The organism is Sphingomonas sp. GC_Shp_6, from assembly GCF_026540835.1.
GTDB lineage: Bacteria > Pseudomonadota > Alphaproteobacteria > Sphingomonadales > Sphingomonadaceae > Sphingomonas.
This window is the reverse complement of record NZ_JALNUO010000026.1, coordinates 1-26,538: the sequence shown is the minus strand read 5'-3', so window position 1 is coordinate 26,538 and position 26,538 is coordinate 1. Positions and strand designations below refer to the sequence as shown.

The 26,538-nt window shown below is 63.8% G+C and carries 29 protein-coding genes and 1 pseudogene; 12 read left to right on the top strand and 18 right to left on the bottom strand.

Going from position 1 to position 26,538, the window contains the following annotated elements; genetic code table 11:
* The 5 genes from OXQ95_RS17840 to OXQ95_RS17820 all read right to left on the bottom strand — a co-directional run.
* A partial coding sequence (locus OXQ95_RS17840) for an alpha/beta fold hydrolase (RefSeq protein ID WP_346731972.1) occupies positions 1-249 on the bottom strand: 249 nt, incomplete at its 3' end.
* Entirely contained in the window at positions 246-944 is a 699-nt protein-coding gene (locus OXQ95_RS17835) for an MBL fold metallo-hydrolase (protein ID WP_267382878.1), read from the bottom strand. The genes OXQ95_RS17840 and OXQ95_RS17835, both read right to left, overlap by 4 nt.
* Before the next feature lie 2 nt (positions 945-946).
* Entirely contained in the window at positions 947-1,333 is a 387-nt protein-coding gene (locus OXQ95_RS17830) for a hypothetical protein (RefSeq protein ID WP_267382876.1), read from the bottom strand.
* 37 nt (positions 1,334-1,370) lie between these two features.
* Positions 1,371-1,532: a hypothetical protein gene (locus tag OXQ95_RS17825; protein WP_267382874.1), complete on the bottom strand. Its 162-nt coding sequence runs from the start codon at positions 1,530-1,532 to the stop codon at positions 1,371-1,373.
* Complete coding sequence (locus tag OXQ95_RS17820; RefSeq protein WP_267382872.1) at positions 1,529-2,215, bottom strand: MBL fold metallo-hydrolase; 687 nt, start codon at positions 2,213-2,215, stop codon at positions 1,529-1,531. Before OXQ95_RS17820 ends, OXQ95_RS17825 begins: the two co-directional genes overlap by 4 nt.
* A 100-nt stretch (positions 2,216-2,315) precedes the next feature.
* On the opposite strand from OXQ95_RS17820, the gene OXQ95_RS17815 reads away from it, so the two are divergent.
* Positions 2,316-2,972, top strand: coding sequence for a TetR/AcrR family transcriptional regulator (locus tag OXQ95_RS17815; protein WP_267382870.1), 657 nt, complete (start codon positions 2,316-2,318; stop codon positions 2,970-2,972).
* Between the two features lie 289 nt (positions 2,973-3,261).
* Here the strand turns inward: OXQ95_RS17815 and OXQ95_RS17810 are convergent, their stop codons facing one another.
* Genes OXQ95_RS17810 through OXQ95_RS17800 form a run of 3 tightly spaced genes read right to left on the bottom strand, consistent with a single transcriptional unit; the run spans position 3,262 to position 4,847 of the window.
* Entirely contained in the window at positions 3,262-3,936 is a 675-nt protein-coding gene (locus OXQ95_RS17810; RefSeq protein WP_267382867.1) for a hypothetical protein, read from the bottom strand.
* Between the two features lie 60 nt (positions 3,937-3,996).
* Entirely contained in the window at positions 3,997-4,572 is a 576-nt protein-coding gene (locus tag OXQ95_RS17805) for a hypothetical protein (RefSeq protein ID WP_267382865.1), read from the bottom strand.
* The gene (locus OXQ95_RS17800) at positions 4,569-4,847 is read right to left on the bottom strand and encodes a hypothetical protein (protein ID WP_267382863.1); all 279 of its coding nucleotides are present in this window, start codon (positions 4,845-4,847) and stop codon (positions 4,569-4,571) included. Before OXQ95_RS17800 ends, OXQ95_RS17805 begins: the two co-directional genes overlap by 4 nt.
* 365 nt (positions 4,848-5,212) lie before the next feature.
* Here OXQ95_RS17800 and OXQ95_RS17795 point away from each other — a divergent pair, with 365 nt between their 5' ends.
* On the top strand, positions 5,213-6,034 hold the full coding sequence (locus tag OXQ95_RS17795) for a sensor histidine kinase (RefSeq protein WP_267382861.1): 822 nt from the start codon (positions 5,213-5,215) through the stop codon (positions 6,032-6,034).
* On the opposite strand, the gene OXQ95_RS17790 is transcribed toward OXQ95_RS17795, so the two are convergent.
* Together OXQ95_RS17790 and OXQ95_RS17785 are read right to left on the bottom strand one after the other, a co-directional pair.
* Positions 5,986-6,627: a response regulator gene (locus tag OXQ95_RS17790; protein ID WP_267382859.1), complete on the bottom strand. Its 642-nt coding sequence runs from the start codon at positions 6,625-6,627 to the stop codon at positions 5,986-5,988. The two genes, OXQ95_RS17795 and OXQ95_RS17790, sit on opposite strands and share 49 nt — an antisense overlap.
* Before the next feature lie 11 nt (positions 6,628-6,638).
* A complete protein-coding gene (locus OXQ95_RS17785) occupies positions 6,639-8,054 on the bottom strand; it encodes an ATP-binding protein (RefSeq protein ID WP_267382857.1) in 1,416 nt (471 codons plus the stop codon).
* A gap of 285 nt (positions 8,055-8,339) precedes the next feature.
* On the opposite strand from OXQ95_RS17785, the gene OXQ95_RS17780 reads away from it, so the two are divergent.
* On the top strand, positions 8,340-8,870 hold the full coding sequence (locus OXQ95_RS17780; RefSeq protein WP_267382855.1) for a cell envelope integrity protein TolA: 531 nt from the start codon (positions 8,340-8,342) through the stop codon (positions 8,868-8,870).
* Positions 8,871-9,182: 312 nt separating this feature from the next.
* The gene (locus tag OXQ95_RS17775) at positions 9,183-9,905 is read left to right on the top strand and encodes an IS6 family transposase (protein WP_267382853.1); all 723 of its coding nucleotides are present in this window, start codon (positions 9,183-9,185) and stop codon (positions 9,903-9,905) included.
* A gap of 207 nt (positions 9,906-10,112) precedes the next feature.
* On the opposite strand, the gene OXQ95_RS17770 is transcribed toward OXQ95_RS17775, so the two are convergent.
* Entirely contained in the window at positions 10,113-11,219 is a 1,107-nt protein-coding gene (locus OXQ95_RS17770) for a beta-eliminating lyase-related protein (protein WP_267382851.1), read from the bottom strand.
* Between the two features lie 27 nt (positions 11,220-11,246).
* Positions 11,247-12,854, bottom strand: coding sequence for a M28 family peptidase (locus OXQ95_RS17765; RefSeq protein ID WP_267382848.1), 1,608 nt, complete (start codon positions 12,852-12,854; stop codon positions 11,247-11,249).
* Positions 12,855-13,298: 444 nt separating this feature from the next.
* On the opposite strand from OXQ95_RS17765, the gene OXQ95_RS17760 reads away from it, so the two are divergent.
* Both OXQ95_RS17760 and OXQ95_RS17755 read left to right on the top strand, forming a co-directional pair.
* Positions 13,299-13,922 carry a cytochrome b gene (locus tag OXQ95_RS17760; protein WP_267382846.1) on the top strand — a complete coding sequence of 208 codons (624 nt, stop codon included), beginning with the start codon at positions 13,299-13,301 and terminating at the stop codon, positions 13,920-13,922.
* Positions 13,923-13,981: 59 nt separating this feature from the next.
* Positions 13,982-14,479 carry a DUF4142 domain-containing protein gene (locus OXQ95_RS17755; protein ID WP_267382845.1) on the top strand — a complete coding sequence of 166 codons (498 nt, stop codon included), beginning with the start codon at positions 13,982-13,984 and terminating at the stop codon, positions 14,477-14,479.
* A gap of 340 nt (positions 14,480-14,819) precedes the next feature.
* On the opposite strand, the gene OXQ95_RS17750 is transcribed toward OXQ95_RS17755, so the two are convergent.
* Positions 14,820-15,656 carry a helix-turn-helix transcriptional regulator gene (locus OXQ95_RS17750; RefSeq protein ID WP_267382843.1) on the bottom strand — a complete coding sequence of 279 codons (837 nt, stop codon included), beginning with the start codon at positions 15,654-15,656 and terminating at the stop codon, positions 14,820-14,822.
* A 96-nt stretch (positions 15,657-15,752) separates the two neighbouring features.
* On the opposite strand from OXQ95_RS17750, the gene OXQ95_RS17745 reads away from it, so the two are divergent.
* Both OXQ95_RS17745 and OXQ95_RS17740 read left to right on the top strand, forming a co-directional pair.
* Positions 15,753-16,655 (top strand): SDR family oxidoreductase, encoded by a 903-nt coding sequence (locus OXQ95_RS17745; RefSeq protein ID WP_267382841.1) that lies wholly within the window; start codon positions 15,753-15,755, stop codon positions 16,653-16,655.
* A gap of 178 nt (positions 16,656-16,833) precedes the next feature.
* On the top strand, positions 16,834-17,109 hold the full coding sequence (locus OXQ95_RS17740; RefSeq protein WP_267382839.1) for a hypothetical protein: 276 nt from the start codon (positions 16,834-16,836) through the stop codon (positions 17,107-17,109).
* 244 nt (positions 17,110-17,353) lie between these two features.
* Here the strand turns inward: OXQ95_RS17740 and OXQ95_RS17735 are convergent, their stop codons facing one another.
* Both OXQ95_RS17735 and OXQ95_RS17730 read right to left on the bottom strand, forming a co-directional pair.
* The gene (locus OXQ95_RS17735; protein ID WP_267382836.1) at positions 17,354-17,719 is read right to left on the bottom strand and encodes a cupin domain-containing protein; all 366 of its coding nucleotides are present in this window, start codon (positions 17,717-17,719) and stop codon (positions 17,354-17,356) included.
* Positions 17,720-17,820: 101 nt separating this feature from the next.
* Positions 17,821-18,603 (bottom strand): MauE/DoxX family redox-associated membrane protein, encoded by a 783-nt coding sequence (locus tag OXQ95_RS17730; protein WP_267382834.1) that lies wholly within the window; start codon positions 18,601-18,603, stop codon positions 17,821-17,823.
* A 41-nt stretch (positions 18,604-18,644) separates the two neighbouring features.
* Here OXQ95_RS17730 and OXQ95_RS17725 point away from each other — a divergent pair, with 41 nt between their 5' ends.
* The 3 genes from OXQ95_RS17725 (at position 18,645) to OXQ95_RS17715 (ending at position 19,997) form a co-directional block, all read left to right on the top strand.
* A complete protein-coding gene (locus OXQ95_RS17725) occupies positions 18,645-19,052 on the top strand; it encodes a MerR family DNA-binding protein (RefSeq protein ID WP_267382832.1) in 408 nt (135 codons plus the stop codon).
* Between the two features lie 297 nt (positions 19,053-19,349).
* On the top strand, positions 19,350-19,583 hold the full coding sequence (locus OXQ95_RS17720; protein ID WP_267382830.1) for a hypothetical protein: 234 nt from the start codon (positions 19,350-19,352) through the stop codon (positions 19,581-19,583).
* 48 nt (positions 19,584-19,631) lie between these two features.
* Positions 19,632-19,997, top strand: coding sequence for a DUF1801 domain-containing protein (locus OXQ95_RS17715; protein ID WP_267382826.1), 366 nt, complete (start codon positions 19,632-19,634; stop codon positions 19,995-19,997).
* 260 nt (positions 19,998-20,257) lie between these two features.
* On the opposite strand, the gene OXQ95_RS17710 is transcribed toward OXQ95_RS17715, so the two are convergent.
* Both OXQ95_RS17710 and OXQ95_RS17705 read right to left on the bottom strand, forming a co-directional pair.
* Positions 20,258-23,077 (bottom strand): bifunctional YncE family protein/alkaline phosphatase family protein, encoded by a 2,820-nt coding sequence (locus tag OXQ95_RS17710; protein WP_267382824.1) that lies wholly within the window; start codon positions 23,075-23,077, stop codon positions 20,258-20,260.
* 104 nt (positions 23,078-23,181) lie between these two features.
* Positions 23,182-23,754: a DUF1003 domain-containing protein gene (locus OXQ95_RS17705; RefSeq protein WP_267382822.1), complete on the bottom strand. Its 573-nt coding sequence runs from the start codon at positions 23,752-23,754 to the stop codon at positions 23,182-23,184.
* A 96-nt stretch (positions 23,755-23,850) separates the two neighbouring features.
* On the opposite strand from OXQ95_RS17705, the gene OXQ95_RS17700 reads away from it, so the two are divergent.
* Entirely contained in the window at positions 23,851-25,743 is a 1,893-nt protein-coding gene (locus tag OXQ95_RS17700; RefSeq protein WP_267382820.1) for a KUP/HAK/KT family potassium transporter, read from the top strand.
* Positions 25,744-26,084: 341 nt separating this feature from the next.
* On the opposite strand, the pseudogene OXQ95_RS17695 reads toward OXQ95_RS17700, so the two are convergent.
* Positions 26,085-26,374, bottom strand: a pseudogene (locus OXQ95_RS17695) (PQQ-dependent sugar dehydrogenase); the annotation flags it as partial.
* Positions 26,375-26,538: the final 164 nt, after the last annotated feature.

Below are 26,538 nucleotides of genomic sequence, written 5' to 3'. Positions count from 1 at the left end.
ATCCAGCACCTGCACCGCGGCGTCCGCGCACTCTTCCATGGTAAAGCCGCGACCGGGGTAAGGGCTGCGGCCATGGCCGGGGGGATCGAGCGCCAACGTACGCCAGCCGGATGCGTGCAGCGCCGGCACCTGCCCTCGCCACATCTTATGATCAGTGAACAAGCTCGGCCAGAGCAGCGCCACCGGCTGATCGGGCGAACCCCTTTCGTCGACGTAGAGCGGACCAAGGATCGTCGGCACCGAGGTCATGCCTGCCCCCATTTGCGGCGAACCCGCCCGGACGCGCCCGATGTGATCGGCTTGCCGTGCCCGAACGCTATGGCGTCGAAGTCGAGCCCGGCGATCTTGCGCTGGGAACGGCGTCCTTCGGCCTTGTCCTCGAACCCGAGCGGGTCGCCGAGCCCGGCAAGGTTCGTCGCGAAATCTCCCGCGACCAGCAGGCGGGTGCCGCGCCACAGATAGGCGACCTGACCCGCACAATGGCCCGGCGTGGCGATGACGCGCAGGCCGCCCGCGATCGGCAGCGTCTCGCCGTCCGCTACCGTCTGGTCGATCTTCACCGGCTCGATCGGTGCCGGCTTCTGCAAGCCGACCACGAAGTACAGCAGTCGCGGCAACAGGCCCGAGCCGGGCACCATCGGTCGGAACGGGCCGCCTGCCTCGGCGATCGGCACGTCGAGCGGATGCATGTAGGTGCGTGCGCCCGTCGCCCGTACGATCGCGGCACCGCTGCCGATATGGTCGGGATGATGGTGGGTGAAGACCAGGTGCCGGAGGTCGGAGGCCTCCCGCCCAAGCTCGGCGATGGCGTCGAACACGAGCTGCTCCTTGCCGGGAAAGCCCGCGTCTACGAGGGTCAGTTCGTCCCCGCCGTCGAGCAGCACCGCGTTCACCTGCCCCATCGGGATCAGGTAGGCGTCCTTCACGATCGTCTGTAAAGCCATGGCTACTCTCCCCGGCCGAGTTGCCGGCGCACGGCATCGGCCGCGTCGCCGGGGGTCGCGTTGAACGCGAGCCGAGCGTGCGGCGCGGCCTCGATCACCGCGGAGACCAGCGCCTCGAACAGCACGGTATGCTTGGGGAGGAGGCGAAGGCCCGCGCCGATCACCACGCAGGCGACCGGCCGTTCCGCTAGCGCCGACCGGACGGCCTGCTCTGCGTGCGGGTCGTCCTCCGTCAGCGAACAGCAGCGTGTCGCGTATCCGGCTTCGCTCAGTTCGCGCATCGAGCGGTCGATGCCTTGCTGGATGGCATCGGTCGTGCCGGCCGGCGCGCCTTCAAGGTTCATGCGGCTGGGGTCGAGCCCCACGAACAGGATGTCGGTATCGGTCATGTCAGCCTCGTGGTCACAGGGTCATGGAGCGGCAGGATCAGCCGTGGTTGGGGAACAGCACGATCAGTGCCGTCTCGATCGGCGCGCGATATTCGAGCGGCAGGATCGCAAGGAATGGCAGGGCGACGCCTGCAAGCCGGCGGATGCGATCGGCCGTGCCGGTTGGTGCCGATGGTTGCGGCGAGCCGGTGCGGATCACAGGCCCACCTTCCGCCGGATGCGCGGCACCGCGTTCGCGGTGATCGCCGGCCCGTGCCCGAACACTATTGCCTCGAAGTCGAGGCCCGCAACCTTGCGCTGGCTGCGCCGGCCTTCCTCGGCATCCTCGAAGCCGAGCGGATCGGCGAGGCCGAACACGTTCATGAACACGTCGCCGGCGATCAGCAGGCGGGTGCCTTTCCACAAGAACGCGACCTGGCCGGCGCAATGGCCGGGCGTGCCGATGACCGGCAGGCCGCCGGCGATCGGCAGCACGTCGCCTTCCTTGACGGTGTGGTCGATCGTGAACGGTGCGGTCCTCTCGTTCTGGTCCCAGAACCACCAGTACATCGCAGCATTGAGGATACCCTTTGACGGCGGCATCGGCCTGAACGGCCCGCCATTCTCGGCAAGCGGCTTGTCGGCCGCGTGCATCCAGGTGGTCGCGCCAGTCGCCGCCACGATCGCGGCGGCGCTTCCGATGTGATCGGGATGGCCGTGGGTGAACACCAGATGCCTAAGGTCGGACGGCTTGCGGCCGAGCTTCGCGATGGCGTCGAACAGCACCTGCTCCTTGTCGGCGAAGCCGGCGTCGAACAGTACGAGGTCGTCGCCGTCTTCGAGAAGGACGGTGTTGGCCGTACTGAATGGGAGCAGCCAGGCCCCCTCTGCGATCCGTTTCATGCTCGCCTCCATCGACTCGGCCGCCGTATCAGCAGCGATGTTGATGTCGCCAACATACGCTCGGTGTTGACGCTGTCAACAGTACGGTTAGAATAGGGATATGGCTTCACGAACCAAGGCCCAGGCGATTGTCGCGCCCTATCACCACGGTGATCTGCGTCGGGCGTTGCTCGATGCGGCGAATGACATTCTGCGCGAGACCGGGCGGTGGGACTTCTCGCTGCGGGAGGTGGCGCGCCGGGCAGGCGTCAGCCACAATGCGCCCTACCGGCACTTCGCGGACAAGGACGCGCTGCTCGCCGCGATCGGCGCATCCGGCTATGAGCTGATGGGGCGGAGCAGCGCTGCGGCGCTGGAGGGACTCACCGATCCGGCGGCGCTGCTGGCGGCGCTCGGCAAGGCTTATATCGCATTTGGGGTCGCGAACCCGGCGCTTTACCGGCTCATGTTCGGTCAGGCCTTCCCCAGCAACCGCGAGCTACCGGCCGAGCTTCTCGCCGCGATCCGCGGTGCGCGCGAAGGCCTGCATGGGGTAATCGCGGCTGGCATCGCGGACGGGACGTTCGCGGTAGCTGAGGGCGACGTGAGCGCGTCCAAGACGCTATCGGTGTCCGCCTGGGCGATCGTGCACGGCGCGACGTTGCTGTTGATCGACCGGATCATCCAACGCGATCAGGGTGCCGAGTTGGTGGAGAACCTTCCCGATCATGTCGTGGACCTGTTCGTCGCCGGCCTGCGGGCTGGCCGGAGGGAGTAAGCGTCGGCTTCTCGCAAGCTGCGGCGGCAGCAATTTTGAGAGGCCTGTACCGTTCTCAATTTACGATCCTTTTTGGGAAAGCTGGCGGGGCAGCGGGCAGGGGTGGGCTCAGCACATCCTCCGTTGTCAACATGAACGGATGGCAGAAGTTGGGAAGCCGAAAAGAGGCCGCGAATGACGGGATGTGGGTCACAATCACCGAGATCAACAAGCGTTTGCGGGTTCAACATCTGCCGGGGCTCATACCGCGGCAGCGACTTAGCAGAACAGACCGATGGCGACGACAGACTTAGTGCGGCCGTCCTTCAAGCATTGGCACGATGCTTGGTGGCGGCTCGCGCATTGGGGTCGGCGTGATGCGGTGTTCGGCTTGCAGCATCTTCTGCGCCTCGGCGTGGATGGCGGCCTGCACGGCCGGATTGCTGAGGTCGATCGGGCCGGCGTAGACGTTGCCGGCGATCGCGCGGCTGTTGGCGACCAGCGACGCGGTGGCCGGTGCCGAACCGTCGGCCAGCTTGTAACGACCGGGTGTGCTCCCGGGACATGCCTGGCCAGTGGCCGCGAAGAAGGCGTCTGCGCTCTTCAAGTCCTGGCACATGCGCGCTACGGCAACGTTGTCGAACCCCATCGCGTGCCAGGCGGCGGCATCGGACCGCCGCTGGCACCCCTCGTCGCTGCGGCCTACGTTGAGGCTCAGCGCGATGGGACCGCCCGCTGCACCGGCACCTGTGCCGACCAGACAGGGGTTCGCTCCGCCGAAATAGCTGCCTTGCGCATTGGGCGTGGTCCATTCATGCCCACTATAAGTCACGCGTTGGTCCGCTGGCGCTTGGCTGATGGGGCCGGTGATCGCCTGAATGTTGACCGCGCTGTTGGTCTGCGTGCTCATTTCCGTCTGCGCGCATACCGACGCCGGAGTGAGCAGGATAACGAGCGCAGGGCACAGGATTGCCGCACGGGCCATGTCATGTCTCCTCGGGAAGAAAAGATCGGGGCGGCGATGGCGCCGCCCCGCGGTCGCGGATTACTGTACGTTCCAGCCGACCGAGCCGAAGCCGAACAGCGACGGGCCCGCTGCGCCGGCAACGTCCCAGGAAGCGGCACTGGTGTTGAAGGTGTCGGCCGCGTTTGCGGCGAACGTGAGGTTGAACTTGTAGTCGCCCATACTTTGGCCGAAGTTCATCACCTGCATGTTCAGCGCCGCATTACCGCCCGTCACGCCGCCGAAGAGACCGGCATTGTAGCTGCTGCTCTGGATCGTGCCCACGCCCATTGGATCGACGGCGCTGCTGATCGACGTGCCAGCCTCACCGACTCCGCCGACGACGGCATAGCTGGTGCCGCCGGGCAAGCTGTTGATGTTCATCGATCCGCCGAACCCGCTGCCCGAGGAGGCCGACAATTCATTGCCGATGGTTCCGCTGATGCTCTGCGAGTTGGAGCCGTTCACCGTCCCCGTGTTGACCGAGCCATTGCTGAACCCGCCAAGGCCGATGCCTACGCCGCCGCCGATGGTGGCGGAGCCGGTCGATTGGGCCAGCGCGGGCCCCGCTACGCACAGCGCCAGCGCCGTTGCGGTGCCGAGAATGATCGTCTTCATCGCTCTATCTCCTGTGCCCCGTCGCAAAAGGCGGGGATGTTGAACTGCGCCCGACGGGATCGCCGGACGGCCTTGTTGCACCGCGGGATCGGCATCCCCGCGACGGCGGACTGGATCGAGCCGGAAACGCAGGGCTTCCTGGCGGCTGCATCGCCGCCCGCAGACGATGCGATGGGAATGGAGGAAATGGCCGGATGGGCCGAGGGACGGCGGAACGTCAGGTCGGTGGTGTGCGCCAGCGCCATCCGCGTCGCCGAGGCGACGCGGATGGACACCGCCGGGAGAGCCCTTGGCAAGGTCGTTGGATCGCACCGGCGGGGGGTGTCGGTGGCAGGATCCATCTGGCGAGAATGCCCATGCCAGGTGCCGCACGGAGGTTGACGGAGCGTTCGGCATGAACGCGGCAATTGCCACCGCATGGCGAAATCACGGCAGCAGCCGATACATTCGCTGCGCCGGTCCTCCATGATGTTCGATCGTTCATGTCTCGTCTCCCTGCCAATTGGATAACCAAGAAGGACGCGCCCCAAAATTCCGGGTGATTACGGAAGATCGCGGTGTCGGCTCCGGAATGCTCCGGAGTTGCCCATGGGCGTCGAGGCGACGACGGATGGGACACGGATCGGAGGATCGCGACACCATGGACGAGGCAGTCATCACGATCACGGCGACGGACGTTCGCTGGCCCGCTCGCCTGATCGATCGCCATGGGATGACGATGTGGCGCAGCGGGCCACGCGCCGATGGATCATCCCTCAGCGCTATCGGGCAAACCATCCGTATCCCGGCACGCGATGCTGGCGGAGACCAGGTCGTTCTGGAACTGATCGACTTGAACGCGCCCGATCCGCTCGACGCCGTACAAATGCGTGAGACCGAACATCGTTCGCGCAATCTGGTGTCAGTTGCGCTTGCCGTTGCCCGGCAATCGCTGCGTGGGCTCGAACAGGATCCACGCGTGAACGCGATGTTCGATCGACTCCAGAGCCTGAATGCCGTCGTCAGCAGCGGCTGCGAGATCGAGGGCGACTTTTGCTCTCTTCTTGCGATCGCTCGCCGCGTTACCGCTCGCTTTGAGGACCCGACCCATCCGCAGATCGCGCTTTCCGGACTTGACGTCCCAATCGCCGCGCGCTGGGCGCACCTCATAACGCTGGTGCTGCACGAGCTGGCGGTCAACGCGATCCGTCACGGCGCACTGAGCGTGGCACAAGGTCGCGTCGATCTGCGCTGGTCGGTCACGTCAGCCGCGGGCGATGAAGACGTGCAACTCATCCTGACCTGGCGGGAGCGACAGGGTCCGCCAGTCGTTCCTCATGTCCGGCAGGGCATGGGAACGCGCCTCCTCGACGCGCTGGTCGGTAGCAGCTCGCGGTGCAGCAGCGATCTGCGTATGCGGGAGAGCGGCGTTGTCTACACGCTTTCGATCAAGCTGGCCGCGGGGGAGGTCGGCCAGTCCTGATCGACCTCGAGACCCGCGCGCAGCGCGATCTTGATGAGGTCTGCGGTGCTGGAAGCGCCCGTCTTGCTCATCAGCTTGGCTCGATAGGTCTCGATCGTCCTTGGGCTGATCGCCAGTCGTCGCGCCGCCTCCTTCGTCGTCAGCCCGCCAACGATGAACTCCAGTGTCTGCCGCTCGCGACGAGACAACTGGTCGATCGGGCGATGGTTATCATCGTCGTGCGTCGCCAGCCCTCGCGCATCCTCGACCGCTCGAAGGATGGTCGCCGCGGCGAAAGGCTTCTCAATGAAGTCGATAGCCCCGGCCTTCAGCGCCTCGACCGCCAGGGGAATGTCTGCGTGGCCCGCAATGACGATGACTGGATCGCTCCGGTGTCGGACCGGCATGATCCGCAGGAGGTCGATTCCCGACAGCCCCGGCATCATGACATCGCTGATGATGATGCCGGGCTTCAGGAAGTCGAGCGCGTCGAGGAACTGGTCGGCCGAGGAGAAGCACCGCGCCGGCATTCCGTCCGTCGCGAGCAGCAGCGCGAGCGACCGGCACATCTCGGGCTCGTCGTCGACGATGTAGATCTCGCGTTCATGCGGCATCTCATGCTCTCCTATGCCTTGCAGACCAAGGTAAACCGGAAACCCGCTCCACCCAGCGCACCCGGTGAACTGGCCGAGATACGTCCGCCATGCGCCTCGACGATCGTTCGGCAGATTGCCAAGCCGATGCCCACGCCATCGGCCTTGCTTGATCGGAACGGCGCGAAGACGTCGTCGCGTAAATCTTCGGGAATACCCTCACCGCTGTCATCGATCGTGATCGCCAGTTCTTCCGGTCGGGTCTGCGTGGTCATCAGACGGATCTGGCGGCGTTCAAGATCACGGACCGCATCGGCGGCGTTCGCAACGAGGTTGAGGATGACCTGCTGGATCATCACAGCGTCGACAAACACCATGCGTTCCGGGTCTTCTACCTCGGTCGTGAAATTGGCGTGCGCCTCCTTGATCGCCAGGTCCGCGATGCTCTTCGCTTCGGCGACCACGGTGCCAACGCTTATCCATTCGAGTTTTGGCGAGCGGCGTCCGACGAACGCCCGCAGCCGCTTTAGCATCGTCGCAGTGCGGAATATCTGCTTTAGCGACTGATCGACCACGTCCTTGATGGCGGGTGTGTCCGGTATCGGGGCGTCGAGCATCGCCCGGGCGACGCCAGCATAGTTGGCGGCGAAGCTGAGAGGCTGGTTGAGTTCGTGGGCGATCGACGATCCCAGCTGACCGAGGGACGTCGCACGTGCGATCCGATGGAGTTCGCGCTGCGTCAGCGCCAGCCCATCGGCCGCGGCTTTGGCCTCGCTTTCGTCACGAACATAGAGGAGCCGATAGGCTCGTCCCGCTATAGGCAGGTCGGCAAAAGACAGATCGAGGCTCAATGACCGCCCGCCGATCACAGGTGTCACGCGTCCGCCGTCATGCGGGAACGGCACCGAACCGAAAAAGGCCGCGACGCTGGAAGCGACGAACGTGCGATCGCTCAACGACAGCAGCTTGATGGCGGCATTGTTGGCGGCGGCGATCCGTCCGTCCGGATCGACGAGGATGGTGATCGCCGGCGACTCGTGGAATATAATCTGTAGCGTCTGCTCGCGGCGAAGGGCCTGGTCGGTGACGGCGCGTTCCTGTCGCCGCGATCGGATCAACGCCTCGCCGGCAGCGCCCATCGCCAGACAGAAGATCGTCACGACGGCGGTGCTCCGCAGCGTCACGATTGGATCGGCCGCGTGTGCGAGGAGCGTCGTGCCGCCGAGCGCAATAATGGTCGTCATGGCCGATGCCAGGAGCCCGCCGCGGAACGCTGCAACCATGACCGCGGCGATGCAGAACAGGTAAGGCAACCGCACGCTGATCACCGTAGCCAAGATCATAGTCGCTGCTAGGGCCGACAGGCCGAGGGCAATGCATTGCACATAGCGAAAAGGTGGCGGGGATGTCCGTTCATCACGATCGATCGCTTCCCAAAAACGCTGCATTGAACCTCCTAGGTCCGAACCGGACGTATCAGAATTCGAGCACAGCGGCAATCGCGTGAGAAATGATCCCGGTCGAAGACTGAAGTAGTTGCCGCACACGCAATGCGGCTGCGCTGAGCTCATAGATCCTCCGTATTTACCCGGATTGACCCAAGCAGCCGATTGGAACAGACGACGCGTGGGAAGCGCGTTGACCGCAGAATCACGTTGCCCCCTTCGACCATGACGTCTTCGCTGCTCATCCCGCAGAGGGTATGCGCACGCTCATCGGCCGATCGTCCTGAAATGGAGATCGTGATGAAATCACTCGTTTTGTTTATAACGGCCATAGGGCTGTTGTTTCCGATATCGTCAACTTCTGCCCAGCCGCGAGGTCGGGATATCACCGTTCAAGCCGAGCCATTGACACCCGCCCGCTGGACCGCGGCAGTGAGCCGCAAGTTGGATAGGGTGATTTTCTATCCCGTCTTCTTCTCGAACGAAGTGCCGGCGAGCGGCGTAGTCTCGGTTCGGTTCCAAGCCGACGACGCGAACCGACCGACAGGTCTGACCCTGACGCGTAAATCGGGCAATCGAAGTCTGGATCGGGCCGCGCTGATGGCCATCGCGAAACTTGGGCCGTTGCCTGCCCTGCCTGCGGCGTTCCGGTCCGGCCAGATCTTCGTTGCCCGTCTTCTGTATGCCACCAGCTGGGACGAACACGATCGGCAGCTCGCGCTGCTTCGCCGCGAAGCGGAGGAGATGCGGATCGCATCCTCGGACCATCCTGAAACGGTTGCGCTGGTCCTTACCTCATCTGCGGGCGCCGGTTCCTGACGGTTCACGCATAAACCTGCATGTCCCTTCTGTTTCTGCGGGCGGAAGGGGCATGTACATCGTCGTCAGTACGGGCCTGTCCCGTTGCAAAGCGAATGATAGATTGGAGTGCTGCGCCACGTTGCCACGCTTGACTTCGTGTTTCTTGTCCTGTTCTCGAGCCCCGCCCACCGGTCCAAACCTGCCCGATCTTTGTCGCCCTCCGCGCGATCCGGCTACTAGGCGGCGTCGCGCTGGCAGAGTGGCAGGTCCTCGTGAGGGATCTGTCAGACGAACGTGGCACGTATGGCGGTGAACTGGTAACGGCGGCTGATGCCCCGCCGTTCACGTGCTCTCCCGCCATCGCCGTTCCGCCGCTTCAACTCGTCACCTGAGGTGATCCGCCTGGTGGTCATGATGTACGTGCGATTTCCGCTATCGCTGCGAAACGTCGAGGACTTGTTGTTCGAGCGCGGGATCGATGTCTGCCACGAGACGGTGCGGATTTGGTGGAACAGGTTTGGACCGCTGTTTGCAGGCGATATCCGCCGGCAGCGGGTGAACCGGATGCGCGGCTTTCGTCACTGGCGGTGGCACCTGGACGAGATGTACGTGAAGCTGAACGGCGAGATGGTGTACCTCTGGCGAGCGGTCGATCACGAGGGCGAGATCCTCGAGAGCTACGTCACGAAGACGAGGGACAAGGACGCAGCGCTCACCTTCATGAAGAAGGCGCTGAAGCGCCACGGCAGCCCTGAGAAGGTCACCACCGACGGGCTTCGCTCCTACGGCGCGGCGATGAAGGAGCTTGGTAACGCCGACAAGCAGGAGGTGGGTCGCTGGGCCAACAACCGGGTGGAGAACAGCCACCTGCCGTTCCGACGACGAGAGCGGGCGATGGTGCGCTTCAGGCGGATGAAGACACTACAGAAGTTCGCCTCGGTCCACGCCAACGTCCACAACCATTTCAGCCTCGAACGGCACCTCGTTGATCGCCAGACCTACAAGGAACGACGCTCCGCCGCCCTGGCGGAGTGGCAGGTCCTCGTGAGCTAGGCCGATGCGTACAAAGCGCGACGTGCATCGTGTGGAGACGGGTTCGCGTTAGACTGACAGCACCTCACTGGCCTTTCGTCGGGTCACGTAAAGAACGACCGATCTTAAAAAAGGGCCCGGCCGTTCTGAGCGTTGCAACGGGCGCCTCTTTGCCTTTCTTGAAGCATCGTGCGTCCGCGCGTAGCTGGGCGATCGGACCGAAGGCAGCTAACTCAGACCTCTGCTGCGCGGTGAGGCGGGAAGCATTGCTTTGATCCAGGTCAAAGCTTCGTCGTCCGACCATGCGTCGGCGGCAGCGCCAACCGTTACCTCTGCAAGAGTTTGGTCGACAAGCGGCGCATCGACCAGCGCATTGAACAGCCAAGCCTTGCGTCGCTCCGCCATTTCTAGGTGTCGCTGTCGGAGATTGTCGATGCAGCCCGGCAGAATGAGCTGAAACGCGTTTATGTGCGGAACCGGTGGGTTGACCGTGAGCCCGGGGAGTTCCTGAAGCCGTTCCGCAAGCGCTCGCGCGCGCATGACGTAGCGGGGCATGCGGGGCAGGTGGTCATCCATTCCCGCAAGCGCCGACAGCGCTTGCGGATACGCCGTGACGAGATCGCCGCCGAAGCGGGTCTTCCAAACCCCGAGCGCCCGTACATGTTCGACACTCCCTGCGAGGACGGCACCTCCAAGGCCACCGAGCCCCTTATAGAAGGAGACATAGACCGTATCGGCAAGCGCGGCGATCTGCTCGACCGTGACGCCGTAGCCGGCGGAGCTTTCCCAGAGCCGTGCGCCGTCCAAGTGAAGAGCGACACCTTTCTCGCGGCACCAAGTCGATATCGCGACCAGTTCATCCCAGGACGGTAGCAGATAGCCGGCACGACGTAGCGGTAGCTCGACCACCACGACTCGCAACCGTTCCGTGACCGCATCGAGCGCTGCGACGTCGAAAGGGCGCCAGCGTCCGAGGCGGATGGCGCGTAGGCCGCCGATCCGCTCGATCGCGTTCGCCTCGTCATGATCGAGATGGCTGAGCGGATGGAGCGCCACGGCCGTATTGCCAGCCGCCTCAGCATGGACGCGCAGCGCACAAAGCTGTGCGGACACGCCCTTGATGAAGAAGCGCGCCGCCGGCTTGCCGAGAAGAGTGGCCGTCCGATCCTCCAGCCGAGCCACGGCGCCGCCGACGCCGTAAGCATCGGCCGGTTCAGCGGGCGACGCTAGGTCCGCCAGCCGACGCAACGCCGCTGCGGGGCTCTCAACCCCGTGGTGCGAAAGGAAGCGGGTACACCGCGCGCGTATCGCTGCCTCAGACCTTGCTTCGCTCATTGCTTCTTGGCTTCGCGGCTGACGCTATCACCGGCGCTGATCGTTCGTCGCGGTCCGTAACGCGCCATATTCGATGCCCGGGTTCCATGCTGGCCAAGCCGCGCTTTCAGCCACTCCCTTGCCGACCGCGAACGCGACGCGGGCTTCCTGTGCGCTACCGGCAAAGGTCCAGCTAGGGTCGAATTCGTCGCTCGGCTGATGGTATCGGCGCGCGTTGTAGTCCGCGACGATCGCCGATCCTTTCGCCATGCCGCCGTCGACAAGGTCACGCCCCGCACGGAATGTCAGCGCCGGCACCCCGCGCTTGGCGAAGGAAAACTGATCGGAACGGAAGTACCAGCCCGCCTCCACGGCTGGCTCGTCCACCACCGCCAGCTGTTGCGTCGCGGCGACCTTTCGCAGGTCGCCTTCTAACGAAACGCGCCCGCCGCCGATCAACTCCACGTCGCGGGTTGCCGGCAAAGCGACGTGCGGGTCGAGGTTGATCATCGCCGCAGTCTTGGCCAGCGGATAGAGCGGGTGCGACGCGTAATAGTCGGAGCCCAGCAGCCCTTTCTCCTCGGCGGTCCAGGCTGCGAATATCACGCTGCGCGCCGGCCGCCGGCCCGCCGCGAAGGCGCGCGCGACGTCCAGCATCTCCGCGGTGCCGGTCGCATTGTCGATCGCACCGTTGCGGATACCATCGCCATTCACCGGACCATTTTGTCCGTTGGCGTCCCAATGCGCGCCATAGAGAACAAACTCGTTCGCACGGCGTGTTCCGGGCAACCTGCCGATGACGTTATGGCTGAGGACCGGCCTGGCTTTAAGATTGCCCTGCGCGCTCAGCGTTGCACCGCCAAGTGCGAAGGCGCGAAACTTTGGATCTCGGGCACGGGCCTTCAGCGTCGCGAGATCAAGCCCGGCACGACCGAGAAGCTCAAGCGCCACGTCGTCGCGCATCCATCCGCTCACCATGAACGTTGCGGACGGTTGAAACGGTGCGATGACCATCGCAGGCAGAGCGTCGCCACTAGCGAGCTGAAGAAACGGGTAGCTCGCGGCGGCATCTTCGTGAATCACCAGCACGCCGGCCGCGCCGGCCTTTTCCGCCGCCGCAAACTTCGCGCCTACGCGGCCCGCAAAGGCAAGCCGGCGGCCATCGAAGCCGAGATCGGCACCGGCCTCAAAATCGGGATCGTTGGCCAGGACGACGGCGATCTTACCGTGCATGTCCACGCCAGCATAGGCGTCCCAGCCGAGCCGGGCATCGACGACGCCATAGCCCGCGAACATCAGCGGCGCCGATGAAAGCATCGTCTGTCCAGCATTGCGAAGCGACAGCGTCGCGTCCTGGCCCAGACGCAGCGGCTTGCGCCAGCCTTTCGACTGCAGCGCAAGGGTCGCGCCAAGCTGGCGCTCAAGCCGGACTAGGGGTACGTCCTGATACCAGCCACCATGCTCGCCGCCGGGTTCGAGGCCAGCCGCCGCGAACTGCTGCGCGATATAAACGATCGCCTTCGTCTCGCCGGGTTCACCGGGGCCACGCCCCAGAAAGTTGTCGGATGAAAGTGTCCGGACATCTGCCTTGATATGGTCGGCTGAGATCGGCGAGCCGGAGGCAGCGGCCGCTGCAGCGAGAAGCGAGATAAGCATGGAGGCTTATTGGAGGGAAGATGGCCATACTGGCAACCGTCTTCGGTGTCGGTCGCCCAAATACCGCGCGTAAGATGGATGGGTCTGACTCCTATCCGCCAATGGCTCGAACGCGCTAGCCAGGAGATCGGTGGCCTCATGATTAACGGTCCGGTTTCGGGCACAATCAAAGCGTGTTTGAGTATCCAGCTATGGGTCGTCGTTCTTGCCAATGCCTAGGCGTGTCGATCATTAGCGCCGCCGTTAGCTGCCAAGCGTCCTTCGTTCTTCGTTCGTCACTCACGACGCGATCGATCGACTATTTAACCGGTGAGGCGTAGATATCGGTAGCGTAGCCGCCTGCAGGTTATGCGATATCGCTCGAGCGCTATGTTAGCCAGATCGAGTTTAAATTAGGACGTTGAGGGACATTGGGCCTCGCCGACGCAAACCTGGGAGACGATATTGGATCACGCGCGTTCGGAACCGGTGGCTGTCAATCGACAGAACGACGTCACACAGGTGGTAACCCGCTACTCGAGCGTCGCGGTTGTGCTGCACTGGCTGATCGCCGTGCTGCTGATTTTGAACATCGCGCTCGCCTGGTCACGTAGCCTGATCACCCGAGAACAGGTCGGCGCTGTAATGGCTTTTCACATCTCGACCGGCATTTTGGTTTTGTTGCTAAGTTTGGTGAGGCTGGCATGGCGCATCGCACATCCCGCCCCTCCTTACCCTGCCGGTCTGCCAGCACGGGAACGCGTGCTCGCTCATGCCACCCAATGGGGGTTCTATTTCATCATAATCGCCATGCCGCTCACAGGCTGGATCATGACCTCGGGTCCACGCGCGCATGGACCGTTGTCGCTGTACGGATTGCTGCCTTGGCCGCTGCTCGGCTTCGTCCATCAGGCGCAGGGGCAAGCAGGCGCGATCTGGCACAATGTCGGCGAGGCACATGGCCTGCTAGCCTGGCTCGCCTATCTGCTGATCGCCCTCCACGTGGGAGGCGCATTGAAGCACCAATTTATCGATCACGACGTAATCATGGCGCGAATGTCGCCATTTGCTCGAAAGGTGCGGCGTTGAGCCCTGGTCGATCGTTATGCGTCTGATCCGCCACCTCACCACGGATTTAGGAGAAAGAGATGCGACACTCACGAATGCTTCTGGTCCCGCTGCTGGCAATCGTGTCACCCGCGTTGGCCAACCCGCAAGACTTTCTGAACAAGGCATTGTTGGGCGATAATTCGGAAACGACGCTAGGCAAAATGGCAGCTGCGCGAGCCTCGACGCCGGGCGTACGACAATACGGGGCGATGCTAGCGGCTGATCACAGCAAAGGCCGTCGCGAGGTGCTGCCGCTTGCAACGCACTATCATGTACCGACTACTATGAGGCTGGCGCCACCGGCCGACGTTGAGCAGCACAAGCTTGCCGGATTGCACGGACCTGCGTTCGATCAGGAGTTCGTCCGCTACATGATCCACGATCATACCGACGACATCTCCGACTTTCGCGGCGAGATGAAGAGCGGCGACCCCCTTGAGGTGCGCGCGCTGGCGACGCGGACGTTGCCCGTCCTCCAGAAGCACCTCGAGACCGCGCAGAATTTGCAAGCGCAAATGGGCAGACAACGTCGCTAGGCGAAGCGGGCGTCCAGCAGGCGAGTGATACCGCGCTACCGGACGCATCGAGACCCTGCGCTCTCCCGCCGGCTAACTGATTGCCGGATAGCCTGGAGGCGCGCATGCGATACCGCGATGGCGGACACCTTAACGGCTTTGACCGCGCGAGCCGCTACATCTACCGCGCAAAGCACAACGGGCGCCATTAATGATCGATCGACGGGGCAGCGGGCGCTGCCCCGTTTTTTTCTTAGTGAGTCTCGCAGATTAACGGGCGACTGCTTTAAAGAAGTGCAGACGGGCGGCTGAGCGTCTGGGAATGGGTCGAGATGGCCACTACCGTACTCGTTTACCCGTTTCAGCCTGCCCGGCCATTAAGCAGCCTGCGCAGCCGCTCGGCATCCGTTGCCGAAGCGGGATTGTAGATGATCATTCCGAGTTCCGGCCGCCCTTCGACGGCGAACGAGGAGAACTCCATTGCGAGCAGTCCGGCGTCGGGATGATGGATGCGCTTCACGCCCTCGCCGTGCGCGACCACTTCGTTATCCAGCCACAGTGTCTCGAACTCGGGACTGATGCGGGACAGTTCGGCGACCAGCTTGGTGGCCGCGGCGCTGTTGTTGGCGCCGGCGCGCGCCACGTCGGCGCGGAAGGCACCGACGACGAAGCGGGCCATGCTGTCCCAATCCGCGTTCCGGGTGCGAACATGATCGTTGCCGAACATCAGGCGGAGGATGTTGCGTCCTTCGCGCGGCAACTTGGCATAGTCGGTCAGCAGCACAGCCGCTGCCCGGTTCCAGCCGACAACGTCCCACATCGCTGTCTTGATGATCGCCGGGCTCAGCACCATCGCGTCGAGCACTCGCTGCAGCCGGGGCGTAATGCCGTCGACGGGCCGATAGCGCGCCTCGGGCGCGCGACCGAGACCCAGCATGTAGAGATGCTCGCGCTCGGGCTCCGTCAGCATTAGGCCCTTGGCGATGCGGTCGAGCACGTCGGCTGACGGCGCCCCGCCGCGGCCCTGCTCCAGCCAAGTGTACCAGGCCGGGCTGATGTTCGCGCGGGCAGCCACTTCTTCGCGGCGAAGGCCGGGCGTGCGCCGCCGGCCGACATCGAACCCGAATGCCGCCGGATCAAGGCGGGTGCGGCGATCTCGAAGATAGGTACCGAGCGGGTTGGGGACATCGCTGGCCATGATCGATCCTGTTGCAGGTTATACCACGATAGGATCACTACTTTAACAGGTACGCGCACGCCGCGACATTGCGCCCAGGCAAGAAGGAGATTTCCCATGCGCGTGTTCCTGACCGGAGCGACCGGCTTTATCGGCTCGCACGTCATTCACGAACTCCTCGCGTCTGGCCACCAAGTGCTCGGCCTTACCCGCTCCGACGCGGGCGCCCGACAGCTCGAGGCGGCTGGCGTCGACGTCCATCGCGGCGACCTTGAAAGCCCAGAGACGCTCGCCAGCGGCGCGGCAGCCACCGATGCGGTGATCCACTGCGCATTCGATCACAATTTCGCGACCTTTTTCGAGAACACGAAGAAGGACGAACGCAATATCGCGGCGATGGGCGAAGCGCTTGAGGGGACGCACAAGCCGATCCTCATCACCTCGGGCGTCGGCATCGGCACGCCGCTGAATGGTGGACCCGCCACGGAGGACGTGCTGAACCCGCACCATCCAAATCCGCGCATCGCGACCGAGCTGGCCGGCGCAGGCCTGATCGCGCGGCGGATCGACGTGCGCACCATCCGCCTGCCGCAGGTGCACGACACCACCAAAGCCGGATTGATCACGCCGCTGATCGACGAGGCGCGCCGTGCCGGAGCGGTAGCGTATTTAGGCGAGGGCCAAACGCGCTGGTCCGCGGCCCATGTCAGCGACGTGGCGAGACTCTACGTCTTGGCCTTGGAAAAGGGCGAACCGGGCGCGCGGTACAATGCTTCGGTAGAGGAGGGCGTAACCGCACGTGCTATCGCCGAGACGATCGGGCAGGGCACCGGGCTGCCGGTCCGCTCGATCGCGGCCGACGAGGTCGAGAAATATTTCGGCTGGATGGCCCCTTTTGCGGCGCTCGACATGATTGCCTCCAACGCCTGGACGCGCGCGCGCCTCGGATGGGAGCCGACTGGACCCGATTTGCTCACCGACCTTGCCGCCATGGATTATTCGCCGCTCGCCGCAGCCTGATCAATCGCCGTTGCACTCTGGCGGATGAGCCGCCGAATAAACGTGAACCGATGGCGAACTTCGGGGAGCAGCGGAACGGCTCTAAATGGCGGCTTTGGGGTTTGGGTTCGACTTGGGACGGGCTACCCGTGCGCGGGCCGCCTTGCCAAGGATCGGGCGCGAGACCAGCGTTGCGCGCATGACGGAAAAGCTGGCGATGTCCGAAGATTATGCACGCGGCCGGCGAGATGGACTGCGCCTCGCGCTGTCGATCCTGGAGGCAGAGGAGGCTAGGTGGGAGGCGCTGCTCGGTGAGAGTCCATCATGGCGGACGAATGCGATGCGCGCGATCCGACACAAGGCGTACCAGGTAGCACGCAAGCGAGTGCAGACTGCGTTTAACCGGTTCCTGCCGAAGTCAGAGTCCGTATTGCCGGCCGAAATTGCTTCAATGATTGACCAAGCTGGATTGTAGGAAGGTCGCCTTCGGAGGCTCTACCGTTCGACCTAGACTCACGTTCAATCAATGGGTGCAACGGTGATGAACGAACGGCAGCTTTCGAGGAACGACAAAACGGCTCCGGCCGCCCGCAACTGCGTCGTACTGACGGCCACCTGCGTTGAAGAACAACCACGAGCGCCAGACTGAAGGCCCGGTCTCAGTGAAATAGCCATCCACTGAGCTTGGCAGCGCACGCATCCACGCCGCGGTTCAAATTTCAGCTGAACTGATCCTGTAGGCTGCGCGTGCGGTGCGTTACCTCATTGCCAGTGTGTAGGGTGGATGCGGGTTCGATCAACAGAACCCAGCATTCCTCCTCAGCAACCGGATTGTGCCGTACACCCTTTGGCACAGTGAGGAAGTCGCCCTGAGCGAGCTCGACGATGCCATCCTCAAATCTAATTCGAAGACGTCCCTTGACGACGTGGAACAGCTCATCCTCGCCGTCATGTGCATGCCAGACGAACTCGCCCTTCAGCTTGGCAGCCTTGAGCAGTTGATCGTTCACGCGGCCGATCACCTTGGGTGACCAGTAGTCGGTAACGCGGTCGAACGCCGCCAGCAGGTTCTGCGAGGAAAGCATCGGTTCTCCTTGTGCACCATGGGCGTTAGCAATCAACGATTGTAAACATGACGGCAATCGACACAACCGTAAACGTGTGTAGCTACTGTGGAATGTAGCCGTCAGAACGCCCCATGGACCAGCAGGAAGACTGCCATCGCCACCATCATCACGTTCTCGGTCAATGACACAAAGCCTAGCGGTACCTTGCTTGCCCCGCCGACGCAGGCGCATTTGATCTCGCGTTTGTCGACGTAGACCGCCTTGAACACCGACACCGCGCCGATGCCGCCGATGAACAGCGCCACCGGCACCGACAGCCAGCTCAGCACGCCGGCCGTCATCAGCACGCCCGCCAGTCCTTCGGCGAACGGATAAAGGTAAGCGTACGGCACCCATTGCTTGGCAAGCAGGTCGTACCCTAAAAACATGCTCGAGAAGGTCTCGACGTCCTGGAGTTTGAGGATCGCCAGCACGCACATGCTGAACGAGACGAACCACATTGCCGCTTGCACGGTGAACGGGCTGCCCAGCACGGCGATGCTCGCCGCCAGTGCGATCAGTGCGGTCATCGCGAACACCGCGATCACCGGACGATAGCTGGTCGCGCCGGGATCGCGCACCGTCTTACCGAAAAAGCGACGGACGTCGTCATAGCCGCCGATGCGTTCGCGCCCCATAAACGTCTGCGGCGTGGTCTTCACGCCGTGCTCGCCCTTGAAGGCGTCGGTCTGCGCGCGCGTTTCCAGCCAGTGGTCGTCGACTTCGTATCCCTGGCTGCGGAGCAGGTGCAGCGCCTTCAGCCCGAACGGACAGACGTGGCTTGGCATCACCATCCGATAGAGAGTGGCGCGTTTGTCGTGGGGGTCGGCAGCGGCGGGTTCTGCGATTGCGGTCTGTTGCATGCCACACATATGGCATCTGTACCGTAGTACGGAGTCAAGGCATGGCGACGATGACAATCGCGGGGCTCGCGCGCGAAGGCGGCGTGGGGGTGGAGACGATCCGCTACTATCAGCGGCGCGGCCTGCTGCCCGAGCCGCCGCGGACCGGCGGCTCGGGGCTGAGTGGCGGCATCCGGCGCTACGACACCGAGGCAGTGAAGCGGCTGCGATTCATCCGCTCCGCGCAAGCTGCTGGTTTTACGCTCGAGGAGATCGGCGAACTGCTGTCGCTCGACGCGACCGACGACCGACCGAGGGCGCGCACGATGGCACGCGGGCGGATTGCCGCCCTCGACGAGAAGATCCGCGAACTCGAGGCCGCAAAAGTTTGGCTTACCCGCCTAGCCGACGAATGCAGCGCGTCGATCGTTGGTCGATGCCCGATCCTGGAGGCCTTCGAGGCAAGCTGATCGTCTCACTTGGGGAGAATGCAACCACAAAGGCTGTGATGGCGACTGGCTGAACGGATGGCCGCTTCTGGAGAGCGGCGAAGTGGCTGCGAATGGCGGTTTGTGGGTCCATTCCGCGGCTGCACCGTCGGCAGCTATCGTCCAGATATTGCCGTTCCAGCGTTGTGCGCAAACTCCGGACCTGACAGGAGCCGCCGACTGAACGCTATAAAGCTGCCGGTCCGGAGCCGCCGCACACCTTGTCATTCCAGGTGCCTGGTTGCACGCTTCTAAGCGGAAATTAGCGAGGAACGAATCGTGACGGGTTCGATCAAGACAGGCGAAGTCTGGATAGCCGAGTGGCTCGACGCCGTTCAGGATGGAAGCGCGGCGATGAGCCAGCGCCGTCGCTCTTCGATTGATAAGAACGGCGGCCTTGAAGAGGTCATTGCCGCAGCCAAGCAACGTGACGTGCATTTGGCAGAACTCATCGACGACAAGGGCAACTTGCTCGTCGCCGCCAGCCGCCACCCGTTTCGATCATTGTGCTGACCAACAGGTCTGTTAGCGTGCTATCGCCAAGAAGTGGATGTTCGCCGTATGGTGCAGTCGGCCGCCCCAACCGTCGAAGCCTTTCTCTCTGTAGTCGAGCCCGAGCGTGTTGATGCCATTCGACGGTTGCGCGAGGAATGTCGTGCTCGTCTGATAGGATGGGAAGAGCGGATGCAATGGGGGATGCCTGGATATGGTCCCCCCGGATCGGACGCGCGGATAAGCTTCAACAGCCAGAAGGGTTATATCTCCGTCTACCTCGGGAAATCGACGTTGGATCGTCACAAAGCCTCGGTCAAAGGTGCCGCTTTCGGAAAAGGCTGCGTCCGCTATCGCCGGCCTGACAAGATCGATTTCACGCTTCTCGGAACGATGCTGTCTGAATCTTTCCACGAAAAAGGTGGCGGCGAATAGCATCGGTTGTGCGCCTTTATCTTAACAACGGACTGTCTCTTATCCACCGGTTCTGTGCTTACATTGGTGTGACTTGGCTTCGTCGGCATGACTGCTCTTAGCTGAAGCCGCCGTTACGCAAAGCCTTTGCGTCTGGCGGGTTTGATAACTTCACGTCGTTTTGGACCGGCCTCCGCGACTCCTCTGGGGCTGGGGTAATTCACTGAATGAACGGGCGAAGTTGGGAAGCGCATAAAGGCCGCTGAATGGCGGGAAGTGGGTCAACGCGAGCAGCCGACATCGGCAACCTTAAGCTGCTCCGATCGCGCCGATCTCAGATCCCGCCCATCGCGCTTGGTCGGTTCGATGCCGGAGCCCAAGCCCCGCCACAGCGCCGCATTGAACGCGGCGGTGTCGAGATGGTCCTCGGTGCGGAAATCCTGCCCGAGCATCGCCGTCGCCCACCATGCCGAAGTCGGACGATCGCAGCGTCCGGTGGTGGCCGCGATCCTGGGAGCGAAACGGTCGGCGGCGATCGGGAGCTGCGTCGTGTGCAGCACGTCGGCCGCGACGGCACGATAGGACCAGCTCGCCTGCGCAGGGTCGAACAGGTCGGCCATCGGTGCCGCAAGCCCGTCGTTCAGCCCGAGCGGTTTCAGCCCCAGCACTGCCTCGATCGTACGCAGCATGTTGACGGTGGTATAGCGCGTCGAGACGACCACGTGCTGCCTGACATAAGGGCCGGCGACGAACGCCACCGAGCGCCGCGCGTCGACATGATCGGCGCCGTTCTGCGCATCGTCCTCGATGACGAAAATGAGCGTCGAGCCGGCGACATGGCTGTTGGCGATCCGCTCGACGACCATGCCGAGCGCATAGTCGTTGTCGGCCATCTCGGTCTCGACGGTGTTCACGCCGTCGATCGCCTCCTTGAAATCGCCGAAATGATCGTGGCTCAAGCGCAGCAGGGTCAATGCGGGCACCTTCCCCGCCGCGTCCGCGGCGTCGAACTCGCGCTGCCATTCGCCCACGCGCCAATAATCGGCAAGCTTCTGGTCAAAGCCGCGGAAATAGGGGTCGCTGCGGCTGGCGAGCAGCTTGTCGCCGGGCGTGTAGACAGGGTGGCGTTCCTTGAACGGTTGGCGGATCACCGGCACCGCGCCCGGGGCGTCGGCGTCGTAAATCGAGGCGTCGGAGAAGCCGTAGTTGCGCACCGACAGGCCGGCGCGGATCGCCTGATCCCACAAGAAGCCTTGGCCCTTGTCGCCGTCGTCGTCACCGTCGCCATCGGGCGCGGTCAGCAGCGCGGAACCGGCGAGCAGATCGGGATCCTTCGACAGCGCGGGGTTGGTGGCCTGGCGCTCGGCGGGCGTCTGCTGGGCGTAGATGAAGCGGTCGGCCTCCTCGGCTTCATAGGCGAGACCGCGCTGCGCGTAATTCACCGGCGCGGTCTTTTCGAGCAGGTCGGGCGTGCGGGCCGCGGTCGACCACGTCCAGCCGGTGCTCGACTGCTCGCCGGAATCGTAAAAATTGTCGAGCGTCGCGAACTGGCGTGCGAGCTGGTGGTGGTTGGGCGACAGCGCGCGGCCGAGGATCGCCAGATGCGGGTCGCCATTGCCGACCTCGAGGTCGCCCAGGACCTGGTCATAGGTGCGGTTCTCCTTGACGATGAAGACCACGTGGCTAACCCGCGCCCGAATCGCCGCTATCCGCGCCTCGGCCTCGGCGCGCGCGGCGGCACCGGGCAAACCGATATTGTCGGCGACCTGCAGCGTCGTCGCGGCGAGCGCCTTGGCGTTCGGCAGCGGGAACTGGAGGAGTCCGGCTTTTTCGAGCTGGAAGATATACTGGTTCGCCGCACCGCAGGCATTGGGTTGGCCGCGATAGATGGCGAGTTTCGGCGCGCAGCCCTGGGGGTTGGGGCCAGGCGGGCTCTTGCGGTTGACGACGAACACGCGCTCGCCCGCCGGCGATGTCGCCACCGCGCTTGGATACCAGCCGGTCGGGACCAGTCCGGTCACCGTGCCGCCCGACGAGCCCGGCGCGACGATCGCGACCGCGTTGATCCCCCCCAGCGTCACCAGCAGCCGCCCGTCGCGAAGCTGCGCCAGGCCGTTGGGGTTGAGCCCCTTGCCGAGACCCGGCGCGGCGAGCGCGTCGGGCAGCGAGAGGCGCGGCTCTTCGACCAGCCGCGCGTTCGCGGTATCGATCACCGCGAGCCGATCGTCATTGTCCTCGGTCGCGAACAGCCGGTGGTTGCGCGCATCGGCGAGCAGCGCGGTGGGTTCGCCCACCGTCGCGATCCGGTCCGCGACGCGAATGCCCGATCGCGACAGCGAGAGCGCCACGACCTGCCGATCGCGCGGGGACGAGACCCAGGCATGGCCGGCATCGGTCCAGGCGATGGCAAAGGGGAACTCGCCGCCCGGCACGCCGCTGCGCGCAGGATCGATCTTGCCGGGGCGGAGGTCCTGCTCGGCGACGACCATATTACGATCGAGATCGATCAGGCTGACCGAGTCGTTATAATAGTTGGCGACGAGCGCGCGATGCCCATCTGGGCTGACCGCCACGCCCGCCGCCTGCGGTTTCACTCCGGCGCCGATCCCGGCCGCATGGCTGAGCTTGATCGTCGAAATCTCGGCATAGCCACCGTGCGATCGGCCGAAGACGTGGACATCGTCGTCGACCCCGCCGCCGACGACGAAGCCGCGTCCATCGGGCCGCCACGCGATGCCGCCATAGCTGTTGGGAATTGTCAGCGTCTGCAGCCGCCGGCTGCCCCGCGCATCGATGGCGTAGCGAAAGATATACTGGACCGACTGCGCCGCCACCACCTTGCCGTCGGCGCCGTTGAAGCGGTTGTAGCCGCTGGTCAGCACGAGCATCTCGCGCCCATCGGGGCGGGTCGCGATCGCCGCCGCGCCATCGGCGACATAGGCAGGATCGGGACCGGTCCGCGAAACCAGCGGCTCGAACCGCGCCCCCGGCGCCGCGGCCGGGGTTAGCCGCTGTCCGGTCGGCAAGGATTGCCCGGCGCGATCCTGCGCGGCAAGCGCGGCGGGCAGCATGATTGTAAGGGCGGTGAGGAATGGGCGCATGATCGTCTCCGAGAGCGGTATCATACGCCCGGAATGTGACATCTTGCCTCGTCACGACGCCCCCATAGCTCGCTCAACATTATCGGTTCGGCCCGAGTGCCGGCTTAACCGGGGTTCTCGCTCGAATTGCCTGCGGATTGATCGAGGCTGGCGAGCATCTCTTCATGGCTGTCCTTGATCGCTTCGAGCACCGCCTGCGGGTTGGCGGGCACGGAGAGGGCTTCAGCTTCAGCGTCCATCCGGTCCGGGATCATCGGATTGTCTCGGCGCAACTCCTCGAGAAGTTGAATGATCTTGGCGCTTTTCTGCTCGCTCAGGATGGCCAACTCCAATGTCAGTTGCTCCCGATGTTCGGCAAGCTCGTCCTCGCGACGCTGGGTGATGAGGATGAGGACGGTGATATAGAGGCCGAGAACCTCGCCGATGTCCTGCAGGATCTGGAACGGCGGCCTGTCGAGCGCGCGGCCGCTTACCTGCAGCGCGAGGTTCGCTGCGATCCAACCCAGGATGAACAGGGTCAAAAGGCCTACAAATCGCGGACGACCTACCAGTCGGACCGAACGGTCGACGAAGCGCTGTACGGGCGTTGCTCGCCGGTGGTGCTCGGCATGGAGCGCCGCGATCGCCTGGATCGTCTCTTCGATGTGGGCCGGTAGGATCGGCGGAGCTGGCTGCATCTTCGCGGCATCCTCGTCGTTGTGGTTGCGATCGGAACGCCGGCGCGTCCCGGCTTATAGCCGTGCGATACCGCGGCGGTGTCAAGGAGAACGGGCTTGGATGTTCAGCGGGCGAGAAACAGGCGTCGGATCTTCGAGCGGTCGTCGGCTGCAGCCGCGCTGGCGGCACTCGGCATCGTCTATGGCGATATCGGCACGAGCCCGCTCTACGCGTTCAAGGTGGCGGTCCAGGTGGCGGGGGGCGATGCTCCGGCTTCGGCGGTCGGCGTCGCCTCGCTCATCATCTGGTCGCTCGTTCTGGTCGTCTCGATCAAATATGCCGTTCTGATCCTTCGCGCCGACAATCATGGCGAGGGTGGCGTCGTGGCGATGCTGGCGCTCCTGGGTGCGCACGACGCCAAGCCGCGCAGTCGCCACGCGGCGCTGCTGTTGCTCGGGTTGATCGGTGCTGCCTTGCTGTATGGCGATGGCGCGATCACGCCAGCGATCTCGGTGCTGAGCGCGGTCGAAGGGCTGAAGGTCGATGCGCCCCATCTCGGCCCGGCGGTGCTGCCGATCACGGTGGCCATCCTCGTCGCGCTGTTTTTCGTCCAGGTGAAGGGCACCGGGTTCATCGGCCGCATCTTCGGGCCGGTGATGCTTGCCTGGTTCGGCAGCATCGCGCTGCTCGGTCTTGCTGCGCTGCTTCGTCACCCCGCCGCGCTCGATGCCCTCAACCCGGAGCACGCGTTAGGCTTCGTCCTCCACGCGCCGCTCGGCGTCAGCTTTGCGGTGCTGGGCGCGGTTTTCCTCGCGGTGACCGGCGGGGAAGCGATGTACGCCGATATGGGGCATTTCGGGCGTTTTCCCATTCGCCTCGCCTGGTTCGCGGTCGCGCTGCCGGCGCTGGTGCTGAACTATCTCGGGCAAGCCGCCCTGATCGCGGTGGATCCGCGTGCCATCGACAACCCCTTCTACGCGCTCGCTCCCAATTGGGCGCACTATCCGCTGGTGGTGTTTGCGACCCTCGCGACGATCATCGCCAGCCAGGCCATCATCTCAGGGGTGTTCTCGTTGACCCAGCAGGCGATCCAGCTCGGCTTCCTGCCGCGGCTCGACATCCGCCACACCGCGGCCGACCAGGAAGGGCAGGTTTATCTGCCGCTTGCCAACTGGCTGCTCGCGGCCGGGACGCTGGCGGCGGTGCTGATCTTCCGCTCGTCCGACGCGCTGGCGGGGGCCTATGGTATCGCTGTCTCGGGGCTGATGGCGATCTCCACCTTCCTTGCGGCCCTCATCGCAATAAGGTGGGGGTACAATCCAGTCCTGGTGACGGTGGTGAATGGCGGTTTCTTCCTGCTCGATCTTGTCTTCTTCGCCGCCAATGCGATCAAGCTGCTGGAGGGAGGCTGGTTCCCGCTGCTGATTGCCGGTATTATCGCGTTTCTCATGCTGACGTGGCGTACGGGCGTGCGGCTGGTCGAGGCGGCGCGCGCGCACTTGCGTGAGGACGAAGGAAGCTTCCTGGCCAAGCTGGACCAGGCCGCGCCGTGTCGCAGCGACGGCATCGGCGCGTTCCTCAGCGCCGCGCCGAACGGCGTTCCCTTGGCGATGACGCACCACGTCCGCCACACCCGTTCGCTTCAGAAGCGCCTGGCGCTGGTGTCCGTGTCGATGACGGACATGCCCTTCGTCGCGGATGCCGAACGCGCCACGGTCACGCGGCTGGCACCCGACATCGATCGGGTCATACTCAGATTCGGCTTCATGGACGATGTGGCCATCCCGCACGGGCTTGCCTGTTCGGGGCTGTTCACGGCGACCGAGCTGGAGGAGATCAGCTATTATATCGGCCGCGAGACAGTGATCGCCGATCCGCGCATCCCCGGCATGGCGCCCTGGCGCGAGGCGCTGTTTGTGTCAATGCAGCGCAATACGGCGCCGACGGGCAGCTCATTCTGCATTCCCTCGCGTCAATTGGTCGAGATTGGAACTGAAGTGCGGATCTGACGACATCAAAGCTCATCGGGAGCTCGATTATGTTTCTCGACTAGCTTTTTTCCAGCAAACGCTACGATGTGACGAAACTCAATTACTATCCGAAGCGGATAGAGCCCGATAAGACGCTAATTACGTCGCAGAGAACCAAGAAGATAAAAACCGCTAAATCGCTTTAGACATTTCTCTATCTGTGATTATCGTTGCTTGTAACATCGACATGAACGAACGGCTAATGCCAGGAGGCAGTGAGCTTACTAAGATTATCCGAATATTTATTATTCGGGATTTGGGGTTAGCAGGGCGACACGGGGGGAAGTCCGACCTGCCCGCCGGGCGAGCATGGAACTTCGTCATCCCGCACGGTCATTGGTGAGGCGCAAAAGCCGACCGTTGCTGCCGTCCTCCAGCAGCCAGAGAGCGCCGTCCGGCCCGGCCACAACGGTGCGGATACGCGCGCCCATCTCCCAACGCTCAGCCTCGCGGGGGGTGGTGCCATCGAAGGAGACACGGATGAGCGATGTCGATGCGAGCCCCCCCCGATAAACGCCGAACCACGCCACTGGGGAAACATGTTGCCATAGTAAAAGGTGAAGCCGGCCGGCGTGATAACCGGGTTCCAGTATAGCTTGGGCTGCTGGAATTCGGGTTAATTGCGGGGCTCAGCGTCGCCAGCGAAGCTTGCGATCGCTGTATTGCTGCTCGGACGGTGTGCGTGGTCGTGGCGCACCCATGACGTACCTGTCCCATACGGCCTCCTTCCATTCCAACGAAAGGATCGCACCATCAAACCGCGGGATTAAACAC

Excerpts from the sequence above, each read along its gene's own strand:
- OXQ95_RS17835 (WP_267382878.1), bottom strand. The coding sequence starts at position 944 with ATGGCTTTACAGACGATCGTGAAGGACGCCTACCTGATCCCGATGGGG.
- OXQ95_RS17830 (WP_267382876.1), bottom strand. The coding sequence starts at position 1,333 with ATGACCGATACCGACATCCTGTTCGTGGGGCTCGACCCCAGCCGCATG.
- OXQ95_RS17820 (WP_267382872.1), bottom strand. The coding sequence starts at position 2,215 with ATGAAACGGATCGCAGAGGGGGCCTGGCTGCTCCCATTCAGTACGGCC.
- OXQ95_RS17815 (WP_267382870.1), top strand. The coding sequence starts at position 2,316 with ATGGCTTCACGAACCAAGGCCCAGGCGATTGTCGCGCCCTATCACCAC.
- OXQ95_RS17810 (WP_267382867.1), bottom strand. The coding sequence starts at position 3,936 with ATGGCCCGTGCGGCAATCCTGTGCCCTGCGCTCGTTATCCTGCTCACT.
- OXQ95_RS17805 (WP_267382865.1), bottom strand. The coding sequence starts at position 4,572 with ATGAAGACGATCATTCTCGGCACCGCAACGGCGCTGGCGCTGTGCGTA.
- OXQ95_RS17795 (WP_267382861.1), top strand. The coding sequence starts at position 5,213 with ATGGACGAGGCAGTCATCACGATCACGGCGACGGACGTTCGCTGGCCC.
- OXQ95_RS17790 (WP_267382859.1), bottom strand. The coding sequence starts at position 6,627 with ATGCCGCATGAACGCGAGATCTACATCGTCGACGACGAGCCCGAGATG.
- OXQ95_RS17785 (WP_267382857.1), bottom strand. The coding sequence starts at position 8,054 with ATGCAGCGTTTTTGGGAAGCGATCGATCGTGATGAACGGACATCCCCG.
- OXQ95_RS17780 (WP_267382855.1), top strand. The coding sequence starts at position 8,340 with ATGGAGATCGTGATGAAATCACTCGTTTTGTTTATAACGGCCATAGGG.
- OXQ95_RS17775 (WP_267382853.1), top strand. The coding sequence starts at position 9,183 with ATGCCCCGCCGTTCACGTGCTCTCCCGCCATCGCCGTTCCGCCGCTTC.
- OXQ95_RS17770 (WP_267382851.1), bottom strand. The coding sequence starts at position 11,219 with ATGAGCGAAGCAAGGTCTGAGGCAGCGATACGCGCGCGGTGTACCCGC.
- OXQ95_RS17765 (WP_267382848.1), bottom strand. The coding sequence starts at position 12,854 with ATGCTTATCTCGCTTCTCGCTGCAGCGGCCGCTGCCTCCGGCTCGCCG.
- OXQ95_RS17755 (WP_267382845.1), top strand. The coding sequence starts at position 13,982 with ATGCGACACTCACGAATGCTTCTGGTCCCGCTGCTGGCAATCGTGTCA.
- OXQ95_RS17750 (WP_267382843.1), bottom strand. The coding sequence starts at position 15,656 with ATGGCCAGCGATGTCCCCAACCCGCTCGGTACCTATCTTCGAGATCGC.
- OXQ95_RS17745 (WP_267382841.1), top strand. The coding sequence starts at position 15,753 with ATGCGCGTGTTCCTGACCGGAGCGACCGGCTTTATCGGCTCGCACGTC.
- OXQ95_RS17740 (WP_267382839.1), top strand. The coding sequence starts at position 16,834 with ATGACGGAAAAGCTGGCGATGTCCGAAGATTATGCACGCGGCCGGCGA.
- OXQ95_RS17735 (WP_267382836.1), bottom strand. The coding sequence starts at position 17,719 with ATGCTTTCCTCGCAGAACCTGCTGGCGGCGTTCGACCGCGTTACCGAC.
- OXQ95_RS17730 (WP_267382834.1), bottom strand. The coding sequence starts at position 18,603 with ATGCAACAGACCGCAATCGCAGAACCCGCCGCTGCCGACCCCCACGAC.
- OXQ95_RS17725 (WP_267382832.1), top strand. The coding sequence starts at position 18,645 with ATGGCGACGATGACAATCGCGGGGCTCGCGCGCGAAGGCGGCGTGGGG.
- OXQ95_RS17715 (WP_267382826.1), top strand. The coding sequence starts at position 19,632 with ATGGTGCAGTCGGCCGCCCCAACCGTCGAAGCCTTTCTCTCTGTAGTC.
- OXQ95_RS17710 (WP_267382824.1), bottom strand. The coding sequence starts at position 23,077 with ATGCGCCCATTCCTCACCGCCCTTACAATCATGCTGCCCGCCGCGCTT.
- OXQ95_RS17705 (WP_267382822.1), bottom strand. The coding sequence starts at position 23,754 with ATGCAGCCAGCTCCGCCGATCCTACCGGCCCACATCGAAGAGACGATC.